Raw genomic sequence first — 15837 nt, 5'->3', positions numbered from 1 at the left:
GGGGGCGCCGCCATGATGAACCTTGCAGAATACCGCCGCACCGCAGCCCGTCTCGCCGACTATCTGCCCTGGGCCGCGCTGGTCGGCCAGGGCATCGTGCTCAACAAGGATGGCAGCTTTCAGAGGACGGCGAAGTTTCGCGGTCCCGATCTGGATTCCGCCGTCGCGGCCGAGCTGGTCGCGGTTGCCGGCCGCATCAACAACGCCGTGCGCCGTCTCGGTTCCGGCTGGAGCATCTTCGTCGAGGCGCAGCGCAGCGAGGCCGCGACCTATCCCAACAGCACCTTTCCCGACGCCGCATCTGCGTTGCTGGACGCCGAACGGATAGCTGCATTTGAGGAAGCCGGGACGCATTTCGTCTCCGGCTACTTCCTGACCTTCCTCTATCTGCCACCGGCCGAGGAAGCTGCCCGCGCCGAAACCTGGCTCTACGAGGGCCGGGAGCAATCCGGCGTCGATCCGTGGGAAGCCCTGCGCGGCTTCGCGGATCGCACCGACCGCGTGCTGGCGCTGCTCGACGGCTTCATGCCGGAATGCCGCTGGCTCGATGACACCGGGACGCTGACCTACCTTCATTCCACCGTGTCGACCAACCGGCATCGGGTGCGCGTGCCCGAGGTGCCGATGCACCTCGACGCGCTGCTGGCCGACCAGCCATTGACTGGCGGGCTGGAGCCGCGCCTTGGCGACGCGCATCTGCGCGTCCTGACCATCGTGGGATTCCCGACCGCGACGACGCCCGGCCTGCTCGACGACATGAACTGGCTGCCGTTCCCGTATCGCTGGAGCACCCGTGCCATTCTGCTCGACAAGACCGACGCGACGCGGCTGCTGACGAAGATCCGCCGCCAGTGGTTCGCCAAGCGCAAGTCGATCGCCGCCATCCTGAAAGAGGTGATGACGAACGAGGCGTCCGCGCTCGTGGACACCGACGCCGCCAACAAGGCGCTCGACGCCGACATGGCCTTGCAGGAACTTGGCGCGGACGTGGCGGGCATGGCCTACGTCACGGCGACCGTCACCGTTTGGGATGCCGACTCCCGCATTGCTGACGAAAAGCTACGCCTGGTCGAGAAGATCGTTCAGGGCCGCGACTTCACCGTCATGGCCGAGACAGTCAACGCGGTCGATGCCTGGCTCGGCTCTCTGCCCGGACATGCCTACGCGAATGTGCGACAGCCGCCCATCAGCACATTGAATCTCGCCCACATGATCCCGCTTTCGGCGGTGTGGGCGGGACCGGAACGGGACGAGCATTTCGGGGCACCACCCTTGCTCTATGGCCAGACCGAAGGCTCAACCCCGTTCCGGTTTTCCCTCCATGTCGGCGACGTGGGGCACACCCTCGTCGTCGGACCCACGGGCGCGGGCAAGTCCGTGCTGCTCGCGCTCATGGCCTTGCAGTTCCGCCGTTACGAGGGCTCGCAGGTCTTCGCCTTCGATTTCGGCGGCTCGATCCGCGCCGCCGCGCTCACCATGGGCGGCGACTGGCACGACCTCGGCGGCGGATTGACCGAAGGGTCTGACGCCTCGGTTTCGCTCCAGCCGCTCGCCCGCATCCACGACACCTATGAACGCGCCTGGGCGGCGGACTGGATCGCCGCCATCCTCATGCGCGAGGGTGTTGCGATCACGCCCGAGGTGAAGGAGCATCTTTGGACCGCGTTGACTTCGCTTGCGTCCGCGCCGGTCGAGGAACGCACCATCACCGGCCTTGCGGTCCTGCTGCAATCCAACGATCTGAAACAGGCGCTCCGGCCGTTCTGCGTCGGCGGTGCCTATGGCCGGCTGCTCGACGCCGAAGCCGAACATCTCGGCTCGGCGGACGTGCAGGCGTTCGAGATCGAGGGCCTTGTCGGGACCGGCGCGGCCCCCGCCGTGCTCGCCTATCTGTTCCATCGCATCGGCGACAGATTGGACGGGCGGCCCACGCTGCTCATCATCGACGAGGGCTGGCTTGCGCTGGACGACGAGGGTTTCGCCGGCCAGCTCCGCGAATGGCTGAAAACGCTGCGCAAGAAGAACGCCAGCGTCATCTTCGCCACGCAAAGCCTGTCCGATATCGACGGCAGCACCATCGCGCCCGCCATCATCGAGAGCTGCCCGACCCGGCTCTTGCTGCCGAACGAGCGCGCCATCGAGCCGCAGATCACGGCCATCTATCGCCGCTTCGGCCTCAATGACCGCCAGATCGAAATCCTCGCGCGGGCGACGCCCAAGCGGGACTACTACTGCCAGTCGCGGCGCGGCAATCGCCTGTTCGAGCTTGGCCTGTCCGAAGTCGGCCTCGCGCTCTGCGCCGCATCCGCCAAATCCGACCAGACGCTCATTGCGCAGATCGTCACTGAGGCCGGCCGCGACGGCTTCCTCGCCGCATGGCTGCGCGAGCGCGGCGTCGATTGGGCGGCCGACCTGATCCCCAACCTCACCAATCTTGCCGACCGGCCGGAATCCGCCGCGCCGGCTCGGCTCGATACCCACCCCACACAGGAGATTCTTCCATGACCTATCCCAAGATCGTCGGAGCCTCGGCTCTCGCGCTGGCGCTCGCCGTGCCTGTCGCGTTTTCGCCCATGCTGGCAAGTCCGGCCCATGCTCAGCTTTTCGGCCGGATCGTCTATGACCCATCCAACTACGCGCAAAACGTCCTCACGGCCGCCCGCACTCTGGAGCAGATCAACAACCAGATCACCTCGCTCCAGAACGAGGCGCAGATGCTCATCAATCAGGCCCGCAATCTTGCGAGCCTGCCGCATTCCTCGCTCCAGCAGCTCCAGCAGAATGTCCAGCGCACGCAGCAGCTTCTCGGGCAGGCGCAGAACATCGCCTTCGAGGTCGGGCAGATCGACCAAGCGTTCCAGCAGCGATACGGCAATGTTTCGCTTTCGGCGACCGACGCCCAGCTTGTCGCCGATGCGCGTTCGCGCTGGGAGAACACGGTCGGCGGCTTGCAGGACGCGATGCGCGTGCAGGCGGGGGCGGTCGGCAATATCGACAGCAACCGCGCCGAGATGGCCGCGCTTGTCGGCCAGAGTCAGGGTGCGACCGGCGCATTGCAGGCGACGCAGGCCGGCAACCAGCTTCTCGCACTCCAGTCGCAGCAGCTCTCCGACCTGATCGCAGTCATCTCGGCGAACGGCCGAGCCGACGCGCTGACCGAGGCCGAGCGCGCGACGGCTGCCGAACAGGGCCGCGAGCAGCGCCGCCGTTTTCTGACGCCCGGCACCGGCTACCAGCCGGGCAACGCGCAGATGTTCAACAACGGCAACAACTGACGGGAGGCTCGCCATGGACGGCAAGATGCTGGCGCGGCTCGGGGCCGTTGTGTTCATCGCCATCGCCGTCACGGCGACCGCAATCGACATGGCGCGGAAGGACCAACCTTCCGCGCCTCGCCCCGCGCCGGCCTTCCAGCCGCCGGCCGATCCGCTGCGCGAAACTCTGCGCCGCTGCCAGCAGCTCGGCGAGGCTGCCGCCAGCGATGCCGGCTGCCTCGCCGCATGGGCTGAATCCCGCGACCGCTTCCTCGGCCGTGACCGCAGCGAGGCGCGCTGACCATGGGCAATACGGGCGTCATCGACAATTTCCTCGGCGTATTCACATCCTACATCGACAGCGGGTTCGGCCTGCTCGGCGGCGAGGTCGCGTTTGTGGCGACCACGCTCATCATCATCGACGTGACGCTTGCCGCGCTATTCTGGGCATGGGGCGCGGATGACGACATCATCGCGCGGCTGGTAAAAAAGACGCTGTTCGTCGGCGTCTTCGCCTACATCATTTCCAACTGGAACAACCTCGCGCAGATCGTCTTCGAGAGCTTCGCCGGACTTGGCCTCATGGCGTCAGGCACCAGCTTTTCCGTTGCCGATCTCATGCGGCCGGGCCGCGTCGCGCAGACAGGCCTCGACGCCGGCCGGCCGCTGCTCGATTCCATCTCCGACCTGATGGGCTGGATTAGCTTCTTCGAGAACTTCATCCAGATCGCATGCCTACTGTTCGCATGGGCGCTGGTGGTTCTGGCCTTCTTCATCCTCGCCATCCAGCTCTTCGTCACCCTGATCGAGTTCAAACTGACCACGCTCGCCGGTTTCGTGCTGATCCCCTTCGGGCTGTTCGGCAAGACCGCCTTCATGGCCGAGAAGGTCTTGGGCAACGTGGTGTCGTCCGGCATCAAGGTTCTGGTGCTCGCCGTCATCATCGGCATCGGCTCGACCTTGTTCAGCCAATTCACCGCCGGTTTCGGCGGGGCAACCCCGACCATCGACGACGCCATGGCGATCGTGCTCGCCGCGCTGTCGCTGCTCGGCCTCGGCATCTTCGGCCCCGGCATCGCCAACGGCATCGTGTCGGGCGGCCCGCAACTCGGCGCGGGTGCGGCCGTAGGCACCGGCCTTGCCGCCGGCGGCATGGTGCTCGCAGGAGGCGCGGCGGCGGGAGGTGGAGCGATGCTGGCCGCCAGAGGCGGCGCCGCCGCTCTGTCCGGTGGAGCCGCGGCCGTTCGCGGAGGTGCTTCCGCCGCAGGCGCGGCGACGGCCGCCTACAGCGTCGGCTCGCTCGGCCAGACCGGCGCGGCCAGTGTCGCCTCCGGCCTCGGCGGTGTCGCGCGGACCGCAGGTTCTGCCGCTGTATCGCCCTTGAAGCGCGCCGCGTCGAAAGCATCGGAAAGCGTCAAATCCAGCTTTTCCGATGGCGCACGCGCCGCCTTTGGTGTGACCGGCGGCACGTCCACCGCAGGCACGGTCGGCGGCGCGAGCGCTACTCCCGCCGCCGCACCGTCCGCCGTCGCAGGCAGTGCTCCGGCCTGGGCGCAGCGGATGCAGCGCTCCCAGGCCATGAACCACGGCACGACCATGGCAGCCCATGCGGTGCGCTCCGGCGACAGCCACGGCTCCGGTTCCTCCATCAACCTTTCCGAAAGTGACCGCTCATGACCATCTTCAAACGACCAGCAACCCACTACGGCAAGTCGCCGGAACCCGAGACACCCTATCAGAAAGCCGCGCAGGCATGGGACGAGCGCATCGGCTCGGCCCGTGTTCAGGCGAAGAACTGGCGCTATATGGCGTTCGGCTCGCTGATCCTGTCGGCCGGCTTCGCTTCCGCCCTTGTCTGGCAGTCCGCGCGCGGGACCGTCGTGCCCTGGGTGGTACAGGTCGACAATATCGGCCAGGCGCAGACCGTCGCGCCCGCAAACGCTGACTATCGCGCCACCGATCCGCAGATCGCTTTCCATCTCGGCCGCTTCATCGAGCAGGTCCGCGCGATCCCGGCCGACGCCATCATCGTTCGCCAGAATTGGCTTCGCGCATACGAGTTCACCACCGACAGGGGCGCGGCTGCCTTGAACGACTATGCGCGGGCCAACGACCCGTTCACGCGGGTCGGCCGTCAGCAGGTCGCCGTCGAGGTCTCGAGCGTCATCCGGGCATCGCCCGACAGCTTCCGCGTGGCTTGGACCGAACGCCACTACGAAAACGGCCAGCTCGCCACCACCGAGCGATGGACGGCGATCCTGACCATCGTGATCCAGACGCCGCGCGATGCCGAGCGCCTGCGCGCCAACCCGTTGGGAATCTACGTCAATGCAATTTCGTGGTCACGGGAGATGAGCCAATGAGGACGATCACCCGCACCCCCACAATCGCGGCCGTGCTGCTTTCGGCCACCATGCTCGCAGGCTGCGCCACCAACCGGACGCAGCAATGGAGCTATGACGATAGCGTGCCGCCGCTGCCAGTGGTGCAGGCGGCCGCGACCGACGAAACGCCCCGGCCGCTGCACACGCCGCCCGCGTGGACCGTCGCGCGCGGCGGCGCCGCTGCTGGAACACCGACCGGCCGCGTCGAGAACGCCAACGCCGCCGCTCGCGTCGAGCCGCGCCGCGCAGGCTATTACAACGCGATCCAGATTTATCCGTGGAGCGAGGGCGCGCTCTATCAGGTCTATGCCGCAGTCGGGCAGATCACCACCATTGCGCTGGAGCCGGGCGAGAGCCTGACCGGCGCGGGGCCGATCGCGGCGGGTGATACCGCAAGGTGGATCATCGGCGACACGGAATCCGGGTCCGGCGCGAACCGCCGTGTCCATATCCTCGTGAAGCCGACACGCCCGGACATTGCCACCAACCTTGTCGTCACCACCGACCGGCGCACCTACATGATCGAGCTGCGCGCGCGGGAATCGCTCTACATGCCTGCCGTCGCCTGGGCCTATCCGGCACCGCCAGCGGGCCAGCGCCAGACCGTTCCAGCCGCACCCGTCATTCCCGCCGAGGCCGCGCGGAACTATCGCTACGGCCTGACCGGAGACAGCCCGCCGTGGCGGCCGGTTTCCGTCTTCGACGATGGACGGCGCGTCTATGTCGTCTTCCCGGCCGGGATCGTGCAGGGCGAGATGCCGCCGATCTTCGTACTCGGCTCCGATGGCGAACCGCAGATCGTCAACAGCCGCATCCACCAGAACATCCTGATCGTGGACCGCCTATTCGGTGCGGCCGAGCTGCGCCTTGGCGGCGGCACCCGCCAGCAGGTCGTCAGGATCGTCCGTATCAACCCGACGCAGGCGGCCGCCGATCAGCCTGCCAGCGCGACCGGAGACTCCCCGTCATGACAGACACCACCAACACCACGGACGCCTCGCCGATGCGGCTGCGCGCCGAACCGCCGCGCGTCACCCGCCTGTCACGCAAGATGCTCGCTGGCGTCGGCGCTGTAGCCTTGTTCGGCGTCGGCGGCGCGCTGATCTACGCGCTCCAGACCCGCGATGCAGGTCCGGGCAATGAAGAACTCTATTCGACCGAGAACCGGCCCACGGCGGACGGCTTGTCCGGCCTACCGCGCGACTATACCGGCCCGGTCCTGGGGCCGGCGTTGCCCGGCGACCTCGGCCGCCCGATCCTCGATGCGCAGAACCGGGGACAGCCGGTTGCGCCGCCGGTCATGGCGACGCCCGCCGTCGATCCCGAGGAACAGCGCCGTCTCGCCGAGGAAGAAGCCGCGCGCGTCAGCCGCGTCTTTTTCCAGACCGCGCCCGGCACGGGGACGGCAACCGGCATCGCCATGCCCGGCCTTGGCCTTCCGTCCGGCGCGACCGGCCCCCAGGACCGGCACACCGCCTTCCTAAACGGGCCGGTGGATCGGCAGACCGTCGCCCTGGACCGCATCATGGCTCCAGCGTCGCCCTACATCCTACAGGCCGGAGCCGTCATCCCCGCCGCGATGATTACCGGCATCCGCTCCGATCTGCCCGGTCAGATCACCGCGCAGGTCACGGAAAACGTCTATGACAGCCCGACCGGCAGCCTCCTTCTGATCCCGCAGGGCACGCGCATCATCGGCCAATACGACGCCGGCGTGACCTTCGGTCAGCGCCGCGTGCTGCTGGTCTGGAATCGGCTGATCCTCCCCAATGGCCGCTCCATCGTGCTGGAGCGCCAGCCCGGCGCGGATGCCAGCGGCTATGCCGGGCTTGAGGATGGCGTCGACTATCATTGGTGGGATCTGATGAAGGCCGCAGGGCTCTCGACCTTGCTTGGCGTCGGCACGGAGTTGGCGACCAGCGATGATGACCGGCTGATCCGCGCCATCCGCGACGGGGCGCAGGACACCATCAACCAGGCCGGCCAACAGATCATCCAGCGCCAATTGCAGGTCACACCCACGCTGACCATCCGGCCAGGCTTCCCGGTCAGGGTCATCGTGACCCGCGACCTTGTGCTCGAATCCTACGGAGGCTGAGCGATGGCGAAGTTGAAGCTGGGGCCGCTGCCCGACGACAAGCCCGTCAAGGTGACGGTGGAGCTGCCGGCACCGCTCCACCGCGATCTGATCGCCTATGCCGAAGTGCTGGCCCGCGAGACCGGCCAGACCGTCGCCGATCCCATGAAGCTGATCGTGCCTATGCTGGAACGCTTCATCGCCACGGATCGAGGCTTCGCTAAGGCGAAGCGGGAGCCAGGAAGATCGTGACAAGTCAACGCGAGGTTCATCACTCGACGTAGCGTTTTGCGATCATCGTCTCGGCACCCAAAGCAACGAAGCGGGCGGACGGCTATCGTTGGCATGTCGGACTACTTGGCCCGCGCCAGTTCTTCGACAAGAAACGGCGCCGTCCGGCTACCGGGTGTTCGGGCCACCTGTTGAGGGGAGCCGGCCACGACTATCTTGCCGCCAGCATCGCCAGCACCTGGTCCTACATCGATTACCCAATCGGCCTGCGCCACAGCGCGCATGTCGTGCTCGATCATCACCACACTATTTCCGGCATCGACCAGCCGCTGCAATTGTACCAACAGCCGGTCGGCGTCCGAGGCATGCAGGCCGGTGGTCGGCTCGTCGAGCACGTAGAGACTGCGCCCGCGCTGGCTGCGCTGAAGCTCGGTCGCCAGCTTGATGCGCTGTGCTTCGCCACCGGACAGTTCGGTGGCCGGTTGGCCAAGTCGCAGATAGCCCAGCCCGATCTCGCGCAGTAATTGCAATGGTCGTGCCACCGCGTCCTCACCCGCGAAGAAGCCGTGGGCCTCGTCCACCGTCATGGCCAGCACCTCGGCGATGTTGCGCCCGTTCCAGCGCACCTTCAGCGTGGCATCGTTATAGCGCGCGCCATGACAGGTCGGGCACGGCGCATAGACGCTCGGCATGAACAGCAGTTCCACGCTGACGAAGCCCTCGCCCTCGCACGTTTCGCAGCGCCCTTTGGCCACATTGAACGAGAACCGTCCGGCGTCATAGCGGCGGCGCCGCGCATCGGGGGTGGCGGCGAACAGCTTGCGCACATGGTCGAAGAGGCCCGTATAGGTCGCCAGGTTCGAGCGCGGGGTGCGGCCGATCGGTTTCTGGTCCACCTGCACCAGACGCTGCACGGCATCCACGTCGCCGGCGAGATGACCGCCGGTGACTTCGATGACCGTCGCGCCTTCGCCAGAGCCGCTTTCGGCCGCGTCGTCCTCGGGTTCGTGACCCAGATGCAGCAAGATCAGTTCCGGCAAAGCCTGCGCGACGAGGCTGGATTTGCCCGAGCCAGAAATGCCGGTAACGGCCGTCAGCACGCCGAGCGGAATGCGCGCATCCACGCCGCGCAGATTGTGGCGATGGATGGCTTGCAACTCCAGCCAGCCCGAGGGCTCGCGGCCTCGGCTCGCGGGCGCGGCGATCTCGTCGAACAGATAGCGCGCGGTCCGGGATTCGGCGATCTGGCGCAGGCCCTCCGGCTCGCCGCTAAAGAGCACGTGGCCCCCGTGTTCTCCGGCATCGGGTCCGACATCCACCAGCCATTGCGCGCGGCGCATCAGGTCCAGATCGTGCTCGACCACGAACACCGAATTGCCCGCGTCGCGCAGCCTGTCGAGAGCGTCGTAGAGGGCCTGGCTGTCGGCCGGGTGCAGCCCCGCCGAGGGCTCGTCCAGAACATAGACGACGCCGAACAGCAGGGAACTCAACTGCGTGGCCAGCCGCAGGCGTTGCAGTTCACCCGCCGAAAGTGTCGGGGTGGCCCGGTCCAGCGTCAGATAGCCGAGGCCCAGCCCCCGCAGTTGATGCAGGCGGGCCATCACGCCACCGGCGATGCGTTGCGCGGCGAGACGCTTTTCTTCCGAGAGTGCGGAGGTGCGGCGCACATCGGGCGACACTGCGTGAACGGCCTTACCGGAGGCCGCCCGTTCGGCCCGGTCGCGCTGGGTCGCCTCCCTGTCCGTACCTTCCCCCGCCGTATGGGCGCTGAAATCGCCCTGGACGATGGGTTCGAGCAGGGCCGCCAACTGGTCCAGCGGCATTTGCATGAAGGCGCCGATATCCACTCCGGCGAAGGTGATCGCCAAGGCTTCGGGTTTCAGTCGCTTGCCGTCGCAAGTGGGGCACTGCTTGCCCTCCATGAAGCGCGATACGCGCTTGCGCATCAGGGCGCTCTGGGTGTTAGCGAAGGTGTGCAGCACATAGCGCCGGGCGCCGGTGAAGGTGCCCATATAGCTCGGCTCCAGCTTACGCTTGAGCGCCGCTCGGGTTTCGGCGGGCGTGAAGCCCGCGTAAACCGGCACGGTGGGCGTGTCCTCAGTGAACAGAATCCAATCTCGGTCCGCCTTGGGCAAATCCTTCCATGGCCTGTCCACGTCGTAACCCATGCTGACGAGGATATCGCGCAGGTTTTGACCCTGCCAAGCGGGCGGCCAGGAGGCTATCGCCCGTTCCCGGATGGTCAGGGAGGGATCGGGCACCATGATGGCCTCGGTCACCTCATAGACATGCCCCAGGCCATGACAGGTGGGGCAAGCCCCCTGCGGCGTGTTGGGGGAAAAATCCTCGGCGTAGAGCATCGGCTGACCGGCCGGATAGGCGCCGGCGCGCGAATACATCATCCGCACCAGGCTCGATAGCGTGGTGACGCTCCCCACGGAAGAACGCGCGTTGCTGGCGCCGCGCTGCTGCTGCAAGGCGACCGCCGGTGGCAATCCGTCGATGGCATCGACGTCGGGCACGCCAGCCTGGTCGATCAAGCGCCGTGCATAGGGGGCTACCGACTCGAAATAGCGTCGCTGCGCCTCGGCGAAGATGGTGCCGAAGGCGAGCGAGGATTTGCCGGAACCCGAGACACCGGAGAATACCACCAGAGCGTTGCGCGGGATGGAAACGTCCACGTCCTTGAGGTTGTTCTCGCGCGCACCGCGCACCTGCACGAGACCGCTCGCTGCGGCAGTACAAGAGGATTCACCGAAAGGAGAGTCTGGCATGTTCTTATCCTGTAGTTCGTGAGCTAGCGATGGGCCGGATTCGGGGAAGATCGGTCAAGCGTCCGCGCTTGGCGGCGTCGCGTGATCGAGCGAGCGCCAGCCCCCCTCGCTCGCCCGACCCGCTCCGGTGCCTCCCGGCTCGAGACCCCGCTCAGGACTGGGCTTCTTGCGTCCGGGTGCCGCGGCGGCTGGCTTCGAGCGCAGCAGTGAGCGTGCGGGCGTCGTAACTGCCGAGCAGACGACGCCCCTCGACGAAGAACGTTGGAGTGGCGTGCGCACCGCTGGCGACCGCACTGGCGAGGTCGCGCTCGACGCGCTCGATCACCGCGGCGCTGTCGAGATCCGCGATAAACCGGTCGACGTCGAGGCCAACCTCTGCGGCGTAGCCGATCAAGTCCTCGCGCTCCAGCGCATGTTGGCGGGTGAACACGAAGTCCAGCCACGGCCAGAACATCCCCTGGTTCGACGCGGCCTCGGACGCCCGCGCGGCGATCAGCCCGTGCGGGTGGTGCGGCAGCTGGCGCACCACATACCTGAGGTCGTCCCCGAAGTGCTCGCGCATATCCTCCCACGAACCGGTCGCGTGCGCACAGTACGGGCACTCGAAGTCCACGTACTCCACGAGCGTGAGCTGGGCGTCCTCCGGACCACGGATGTGGTCGACCTCGGGATCCACCGGCGGCTCGAGCACCATCGGCAGATCGGCGGTCTCCTCACCCCATCTCCGGGCGGCAACCTTGAAGATGAGCCACCCGAGCAACGTGGCGAGCACCATCGACACGAGCACACCGACCGTCGCCTGGCGGCCCAGGTCGGAGGTCGTGCCGAACGCGAGCCCGATGATGAGCAGCGACACGGTGAACCCGATCCCGGACAGTGCCGCTCCACCGAACACGCTCCCCATCCCGACGCCCTCGGGCAGCCGACCCAGGCCGAGGCGGATCGCGGCGAGTGTGATGAGTCCGATGCCCAGGACTTTGCCGAGCACGAGCCCCGCAATGACGCCCCAGGTCACGGGCGAGCCGAAGGCCTCAGCGAGCAGCCCGCCACGCAGGTCCACCCCGGCGTTCGCCAGGGCGAACACCGGCACGATCAGCAGCGCGGTCGGTAACCGCAGGAACTCGTGCAGCCGCTCGTTCACCGAGATACCTCGGGACAGCCCGCGGTCCACCGCGTGGGCCGATGCGGCACTCGGAGACTGCCAGAAATCTCGGAACAGCTGTCTTGCCGCGACGACCTTGTGACGCTGTGTCGCGTAGGCAGGGATCAGGAGCCCCGCGGCCATCCCAGCAAGGGAGGCATGGATGCCGGAATACACGGTTGCGAACCACAGCCCGATCACGATCAGCACATACGGCGTTGCCCGCCACTGGCGGGTGCGGCCTAGCAACCACAACCCGACGAGACTGGCGAGGGCGATTAGCAGCGGGACGATCCGGATCTCCTCGCTGTAGACGATGCCGATGATGGACACGGCGAGAAAGTCGTCGACCACGGTCAGGGTGAGCAAGAACACGCGCAGCTGACCGGATAGTCGCGGACCGACGATCGCCAGGGTGCCCAGCATGAACGCCGTATCGGTGCCGACCACCGCACCCCACCCATGCAGGCCCTCACTTCCGGCCAGCCCCACGATCAGGACATACACCAGTGCGGGAAGCACGACACCCGCGACCCCTGCGATCAGAGCGAGACGGGCACGGCTGCGGTCCCGGAGAGATCCGTGGGCAAACTCCTGACGCACCTCCAGGCCGATCAGGAAGAAGAAGACGACCATCAGGCCGTCGTTGACCCAGTGATGCAGATCCATGTGCAGGCCGAACGGGCCGAAATTGAACCCGACATCCAGGTGCCACAACGCAAAGTAAGCGTCGGACAGCGGCGAGTTTGCCCACACGAGCGCCACGACCGTGACGATCACCAGCAACACCGCAGCACCAGGCTCCGTGCGCAGATAGTGGGCAACTCGTCTCCGTCTGATATTCGCCGTGGATTCACCGAAAGAAGAGTCTGGCATGTTCTTGTCCTGTAATTCGTGCGGTAGCGATGAGCCGATTTCGGGGGAGATCGGTCAAGCGTCCCCGCTTGGCGGCGTTGCGTCATCGAGCGAGCGCAGCCAAGCAAGCCTTTCTCCCAGCCTGCGCTCGACGCCTCTGTCGGTTGGCTGGTACCAGCCCGGCCGCGCTACGCCCTCGGGAAAATAGGTTTGCCCGGCGGCATAGCCGCTGGGCTCGTCATGGGCATAGCGGTAGCCTTCGTGATACCCCATCTGCTTCATCAGCTTCGTCGGTGCATTGCGAAGATGGAGGGGAACAGGCTGGGAGCCGCTGCGCTTGACGAATGCCTTGGCCTGGTCCCAGGCGGCATAGGCGGCATTCGACTTGGGGGCGAGGGCGAGGTAAGTCACCGCCTGCGCCAGCGGTATCTCGCCCTCTGGCAAGCCCAGCCTGTCGTAGGCCAGCGCGGCGTTGAGTGCCAGTTGCAGCGCCTGCGGGTCGGCATTGCCGATGTCTTCGCTGGCCATCACTATCATGCGGCGGGTCACCTGGCTCACGTCGCCGCTGCCGTCGAGGATGCGGGCCAGCCAATACAAGGCTGCATCGGGGTCGGAGCCCCGCAGCGACTTGTGGAAGGCCGAGAGCTGCCAGTAGAACTCGTCGCCGCCCTTGTCGAACCTGCGCAGTGATGGGCTGGTGGACAGCCTGGCGAACTCGCCATCGACCACAGCCTTGCCAGCGCCCGACGCAGCATTCGTCACCTGCTCAAGCCATCGCCATCTGCGAAGCCCTTGAGCAGGTCCAGTGCGTCCGCATCCAACGTGACGCCCCGAAGATGCGGCAGGGCGCGTTCGTAGAGCTGGTTCAACTCGTCGCCGGATAGCGGTTCGAGGGTATAGACCTGTGCGCGTGAGAGCAGTGCGGAATTCACCGCCAACCCGGGATGCTCGGTGGTTCCCCCCACCAGGGTCAGGAGCCCCGACTCGACATGGGGCAGCAAGGCGTCCTGCTGCGCCTTGTTGAAACGATGGATCTCATCGACGAAAAGCACTGTCGATCGACCATGGTTGTCCAGTTCAGCCTGGGCCTCGTCGATGGCCTGCCGAATGTCCTTCACCCCGGCAAGCACGGCCGAGATGGCGATGAATCGGCTGTCGGTCGCGCGTGCCGCCAGGCGCCCCAAAGTGGTCTTGCCCACACCTGGCGGTCCCCAGAGGATGAACGAGTGCAACCTGCCGGACTCGAAGGCGAGGCGCAGTGGTTTTCCCGGACCCAGCAGATGCCGCTGCCCCACGAATTCATCGAGAGATCCGGGGCGCAGGAGTTCTGCCAAAGGCGGTCTGGGCTTTGTCGTGAACAAATCAGTCAAGATCGCCTCATGGGGTCATTGCATCGAATGGCGCAGCGTTCCCACGCCAAACCGAATCCACCAGCCAATAATGATTATACTCGGTCCTACTATACCGTATACGCACTCCAGGGCGCAACATTCGAATCTCATCCGTTCGGAGCGCTCATCGCCGAGAGACCGCCCGACAGCGCTGCGGAAGGCGACCTCCGCTGGAGGGATCGAGCAGGCAACTGTCATAGCCCTTGATACTGGGCAGGAGTATTCCTAAATGTGCGTAGCTGGGATATTTGGGCCTCGTGCGCCCATGTAACCATTTGACCTCGCATGCGCTTTGAAGGAGCCGGAAATGGCGAACGGATGGGGACCCGAAGGCGGGGTTCAGGACCAGATTGACGCTACTGTAAGGGATGCGCTCTCAGCGGCACGTTCTCGACTTCCTTTGGGAGACGGCACCCTCGAATGTGAGGTGTGTGGAGAAGAGATCCCGCTGCGACGTCGCCAAGCCATTCCATCAGTCAGGACATGTATTGCTTGCCAAGGCGAACGCGATAAGCGACCAACGTTCTCCGCGATCAACCGCCGGGGCAACAAGGATAGCCAACTGCGTTGAATGGCAGGTGCAGATCGGCTCTTAAGCTTGCTTCGGAGTGGACGTGAGTCGTCATCTTCGTTCGACGGTCAACCGTCGTTCCTAGTGGCCTGAAAGCCGATCAGAATCCGCGCACGAAGGCACAAGACCGGTCCTCTGGCTTGGCCGCATCCAAAGGCCTCGCGGCGGGAAGTCGGCGTCCACCCGATAAAGGCGTGGACATCACACATGGATGAACATATCTCCTGTATAGTATGCCTCAGCGCCGAACAGGAAGATTTGATGCCATACACACCAGAAGAGAAAAGTCGGGCCGTCACTCGCATTCGTCGTATCAGGGGCCAAGCCGAAGCGCTTGAGCGTGCGATCCAAGCTGGGGCCAGCTGCGCAGCGTTGCTTCAGCAGATCGTGGCGATGCGTGGCGCGACCAACGGCTTGATGGCGGAAGTGATGGAGAGCCATCTTCGGGAGACCTTTGATCCACGGATCAAGTCCAAAGCCGCTCCAAAGGCCACTGATTACGATGAAGACCTTGAAGGTGTGATGAAGATCTTACGAACCTATCTCAAATAGCGCATCCCTGTCGTTACGAAACGCGCTTCTTACATCAGTATTTTTCTTTGTTCATCAGATGCTTGAGACGTCCAGCCCCGCAACAGATCGACTGATTCTGCGAAGGCGTTTTGAGTTTGACAACGGGTGCTCTCCTCGCCGTTCTAGCATAGGAGGCGATCTATGATCGTGAGAAATTTTGGATACCTGCTTGCGTTGTATCGCGAGGGGCACTTCGGCAGAGCGGCCAAGAGTTGCAACGTATCGCAGCCCACGCTTTCCGCCGGCATCAAGCAGCTCGAGCAAAACTTGGGCGTCGAGATCGTGCGGCATGGTCGGCGCTATGACGGCCTCACCTTGGAAGGTGAGACCGTGCTGGCTTGGGCAAAGAAGATCGAGAGCAACTGCGAGGGGCTGGAGCGCGACATTTCGGCTCTCAAACGTGGGCTTGAAGGGCAATTCCGCTTAGGCCTCCTGTCGAGTGCGTCGGTGGTGGCGCCGATCCTCAGCTTGGCCCTCGCTGAAAGGATGCCTCTTCTTGAACAATCCATTCGCGCGACCCAGCTCTCGTCGCTGACCTGTCCGCCGTCAGCACCAATGGCGCAGATTTGAGGTTGTGATTTAAGGA

15 protein-coding genes are annotated in these 15837 nt (G+C 65.5%); 11 read left to right on the top strand and 4 right to left on the bottom strand.

Annotated features, from left to right (window positions below; genetic code table 11):
* Window positions 1-12 precede the first annotated feature (12 nt).
* The 8 genes from trbE to ET21_RS0117880 are packed head-to-tail and all read left to right on the top strand — an operon-like array spanning window position 13 to window position 7967.
* Window positions 13-2505, top strand: coding sequence for a conjugal transfer protein TrbE (gene trbE / locus ET21_RS0117915; protein ID WP_030540732.1), 2493 nt, complete (start codon window positions 13-15; stop codon window positions 2503-2505).
* A complete protein-coding gene (gene trbJ / locus ET21_RS0117910) occupies window positions 2502-3275 on the top strand; it encodes a P-type conjugative transfer protein TrbJ (RefSeq protein WP_030540731.1) in 774 nt (257 codons plus the stop codon). The genes trbE and trbJ overlap by 4 nt, the downstream gene beginning before the upstream one ends.
* A 13-nt stretch (window positions 3276-3288) precedes the next feature.
* Window positions 3289-3555, top strand: coding sequence for a putative entry exclusion protein TrbK-alt (gene trbK-alt, locus ET21_RS0117905; protein ID WP_030540730.1), 267 nt, complete (start codon window positions 3289-3291; stop codon window positions 3553-3555).
* A 2-nt stretch (window positions 3556-3557) separates the two neighbouring features.
* Window positions 3558-4931: a P-type conjugative transfer protein TrbL gene (gene trbL / locus ET21_RS0117900; protein ID WP_030540729.1), complete on the top strand. Its 1374-nt coding sequence runs from the start codon at window positions 3558-3560 to the stop codon at window positions 4929-4931.
* Window positions 4928-5617, top strand: a complete 690-nt coding sequence (trbF, locus tag ET21_RS0117895; protein ID WP_030540728.1) for a conjugal transfer protein TrbF — start codon at window positions 4928-4930, stop codon at window positions 5615-5617. Before trbL ends, trbF begins: the two co-directional genes overlap by 4 nt.
* Window positions 5614-6609, top strand: a complete 996-nt coding sequence (gene trbG / locus ET21_RS0117890) for a P-type conjugative transfer protein TrbG (protein ID WP_030540727.1) — start codon at window positions 5614-5616, stop codon at window positions 6607-6609. The genes trbF and trbG overlap by 4 nt, the downstream gene beginning before the upstream one ends.
* The gene (locus ET21_RS0117885) at window positions 6606-7736 is read left to right on the top strand and encodes a TrbI/VirB10 family protein (protein ID WP_030540726.1); all 1131 of its coding nucleotides are present in this window, start codon (window positions 6606-6608) and stop codon (window positions 7734-7736) included. Before trbG ends, ET21_RS0117885 begins: the two co-directional genes overlap by 4 nt.
* A 3-nt stretch (window positions 7737-7739) precedes the next feature.
* Window positions 7740-7967 (top strand): DUF2274 domain-containing protein, encoded by a 228-nt coding sequence (locus ET21_RS0117880; protein WP_030540725.1) that lies wholly within the window; start codon window positions 7740-7742, stop codon window positions 7965-7967.
* Window positions 7968-8068: 101 nt separating this feature from the next.
* Here ET21_RS0117880 and ET21_RS0117875 read toward each other — a convergent pair whose 3' ends face one another.
* The 4 genes from ET21_RS0117875 to ET21_RS28575 form a co-directional block, all read right to left on the bottom strand.
* Entirely contained in the window at window positions 8069-10720 is a 2652-nt protein-coding gene (locus ET21_RS0117875) for an excinuclease ABC subunit UvrA (protein ID WP_030540724.1), read from the bottom strand.
* A 151-nt stretch (window positions 10721-10871) separates the two neighbouring features.
* Window positions 10872-12737, bottom strand: coding sequence for a Na+/H+ antiporter NhaA (gene nhaA, locus ET21_RS0117870; RefSeq protein WP_030540723.1), 1866 nt, complete (start codon window positions 12735-12737; stop codon window positions 10872-10874).
* Window positions 12738-12791: 54 nt separating this feature from the next.
* A complete protein-coding gene (locus tag ET21_RS28580; protein ID WP_237751597.1) occupies window positions 12792-13478 on the bottom strand; it encodes a hypothetical protein in 687 nt (228 codons plus the stop codon).
* Window positions 13475-14086, bottom strand: a complete 612-nt coding sequence (locus tag ET21_RS28575) for an AAA family ATPase (protein ID WP_237751596.1) — start codon at window positions 14084-14086, stop codon at window positions 13475-13477. The genes ET21_RS28580 and ET21_RS28575 overlap by 4 nt, the downstream gene beginning before the upstream one ends.
* A 328-nt stretch (window positions 14087-14414) precedes the next feature.
* On the opposite strand from ET21_RS28575, the gene ET21_RS27195 reads away from it, so the two are divergent.
* The 3 genes from ET21_RS27195 (at window position 14415) to ET21_RS0117850 (ending at window position 15821) form a co-directional block, all read left to right on the top strand.
* The gene (locus ET21_RS27195) at window positions 14415-14678 is read left to right on the top strand and encodes a DksA/TraR family C4-type zinc finger protein (protein WP_030540722.1); all 264 of its coding nucleotides are present in this window, start codon (window positions 14415-14417) and stop codon (window positions 14676-14678) included.
* A gap of 261 nt (window positions 14679-14939) precedes the next feature.
* Window positions 14940-15230 (top strand): metal/formaldehyde-sensitive transcriptional repressor, encoded by a 291-nt coding sequence (locus ET21_RS0117855; RefSeq protein WP_030540721.1) that lies wholly within the window; start codon window positions 14940-14942, stop codon window positions 15228-15230.
* A gap of 162 nt (window positions 15231-15392) precedes the next feature.
* Window positions 15393-15821, top strand: coding sequence for a LysR family transcriptional regulator (locus ET21_RS0117850; protein ID WP_237751595.1), 429 nt, complete (start codon window positions 15393-15395; stop codon window positions 15819-15821).
* Window positions 15822-15837: the final 16 nt, after the last annotated feature.

The organism is Sphingobium sp. DC-2, from assembly GCF_000722555.1.
GTDB lineage: Bacteria > Pseudomonadota > Alphaproteobacteria > Sphingomonadales > Sphingomonadaceae > Sphingobium > Sphingobium quisquiliarum.
Note: the sequence above shows the minus strand (reverse complement) of the source record. Positions and strands in the feature narration are given on the sequence as shown.

Bases quoted from the DNA above. Each gene is read 5' to 3' on its own strand.
- trbE (WP_030540732.1), top strand. From the start codon at position 13: ATGATGAACCTTGCAGAATACCGCCGCACCGCAGCCCGTCTCGCCGAC.
- trbJ (WP_030540731.1), top strand. From the start codon at position 2,502: ATGACCTATCCCAAGATCGTCGGAGCCTCGGCTCTCGCGCTGGCGCTC.
- trbK-alt (WP_030540730.1), top strand. From the start codon at position 3,289: ATGGACGGCAAGATGCTGGCGCGGCTCGGGGCCGTTGTGTTCATCGCC.
- trbL (WP_030540729.1), top strand. From the start codon at position 3,558: ATGGGCAATACGGGCGTCATCGACAATTTCCTCGGCGTATTCACATCC.
- trbF (WP_030540728.1), top strand. From the start codon at position 4,928: ATGACCATCTTCAAACGACCAGCAACCCACTACGGCAAGTCGCCGGAA.
- trbG (WP_030540727.1), top strand. From the start codon at position 5,614: ATGAGGACGATCACCCGCACCCCCACAATCGCGGCCGTGCTGCTTTCG.
- ET21_RS0117885 (WP_030540726.1), top strand. From the start codon at position 6,606: ATGACAGACACCACCAACACCACGGACGCCTCGCCGATGCGGCTGCGC.
- ET21_RS0117880 (WP_030540725.1), top strand. From the start codon at position 7,740: ATGGCGAAGTTGAAGCTGGGGCCGCTGCCCGACGACAAGCCCGTCAAG.
- ET21_RS0117875 (WP_030540724.1), bottom strand. From the start codon at position 10,720: ATGCCAGACTCTCCTTTCGGTGAATCCTCTTGTACTGCCGCAGCGAGC.
- nhaA (WP_030540723.1), bottom strand. From the start codon at position 12,737: ATGCCAGACTCTTCTTTCGGTGAATCCACGGCGAATATCAGACGGAGA.
- ET21_RS27195 (WP_030540722.1), top strand. From the start codon at position 14,415: ATGGCGAACGGATGGGGACCCGAAGGCGGGGTTCAGGACCAGATTGAC.
- ET21_RS0117855 (WP_030540721.1), top strand. From the start codon at position 14,940: ATGCCATACACACCAGAAGAGAAAAGTCGGGCCGTCACTCGCATTCGT.
- ET21_RS0117850 (WP_237751595.1), top strand. From the start codon at position 15,393: ATGATCGTGAGAAATTTTGGATACCTGCTTGCGTTGTATCGCGAGGGG.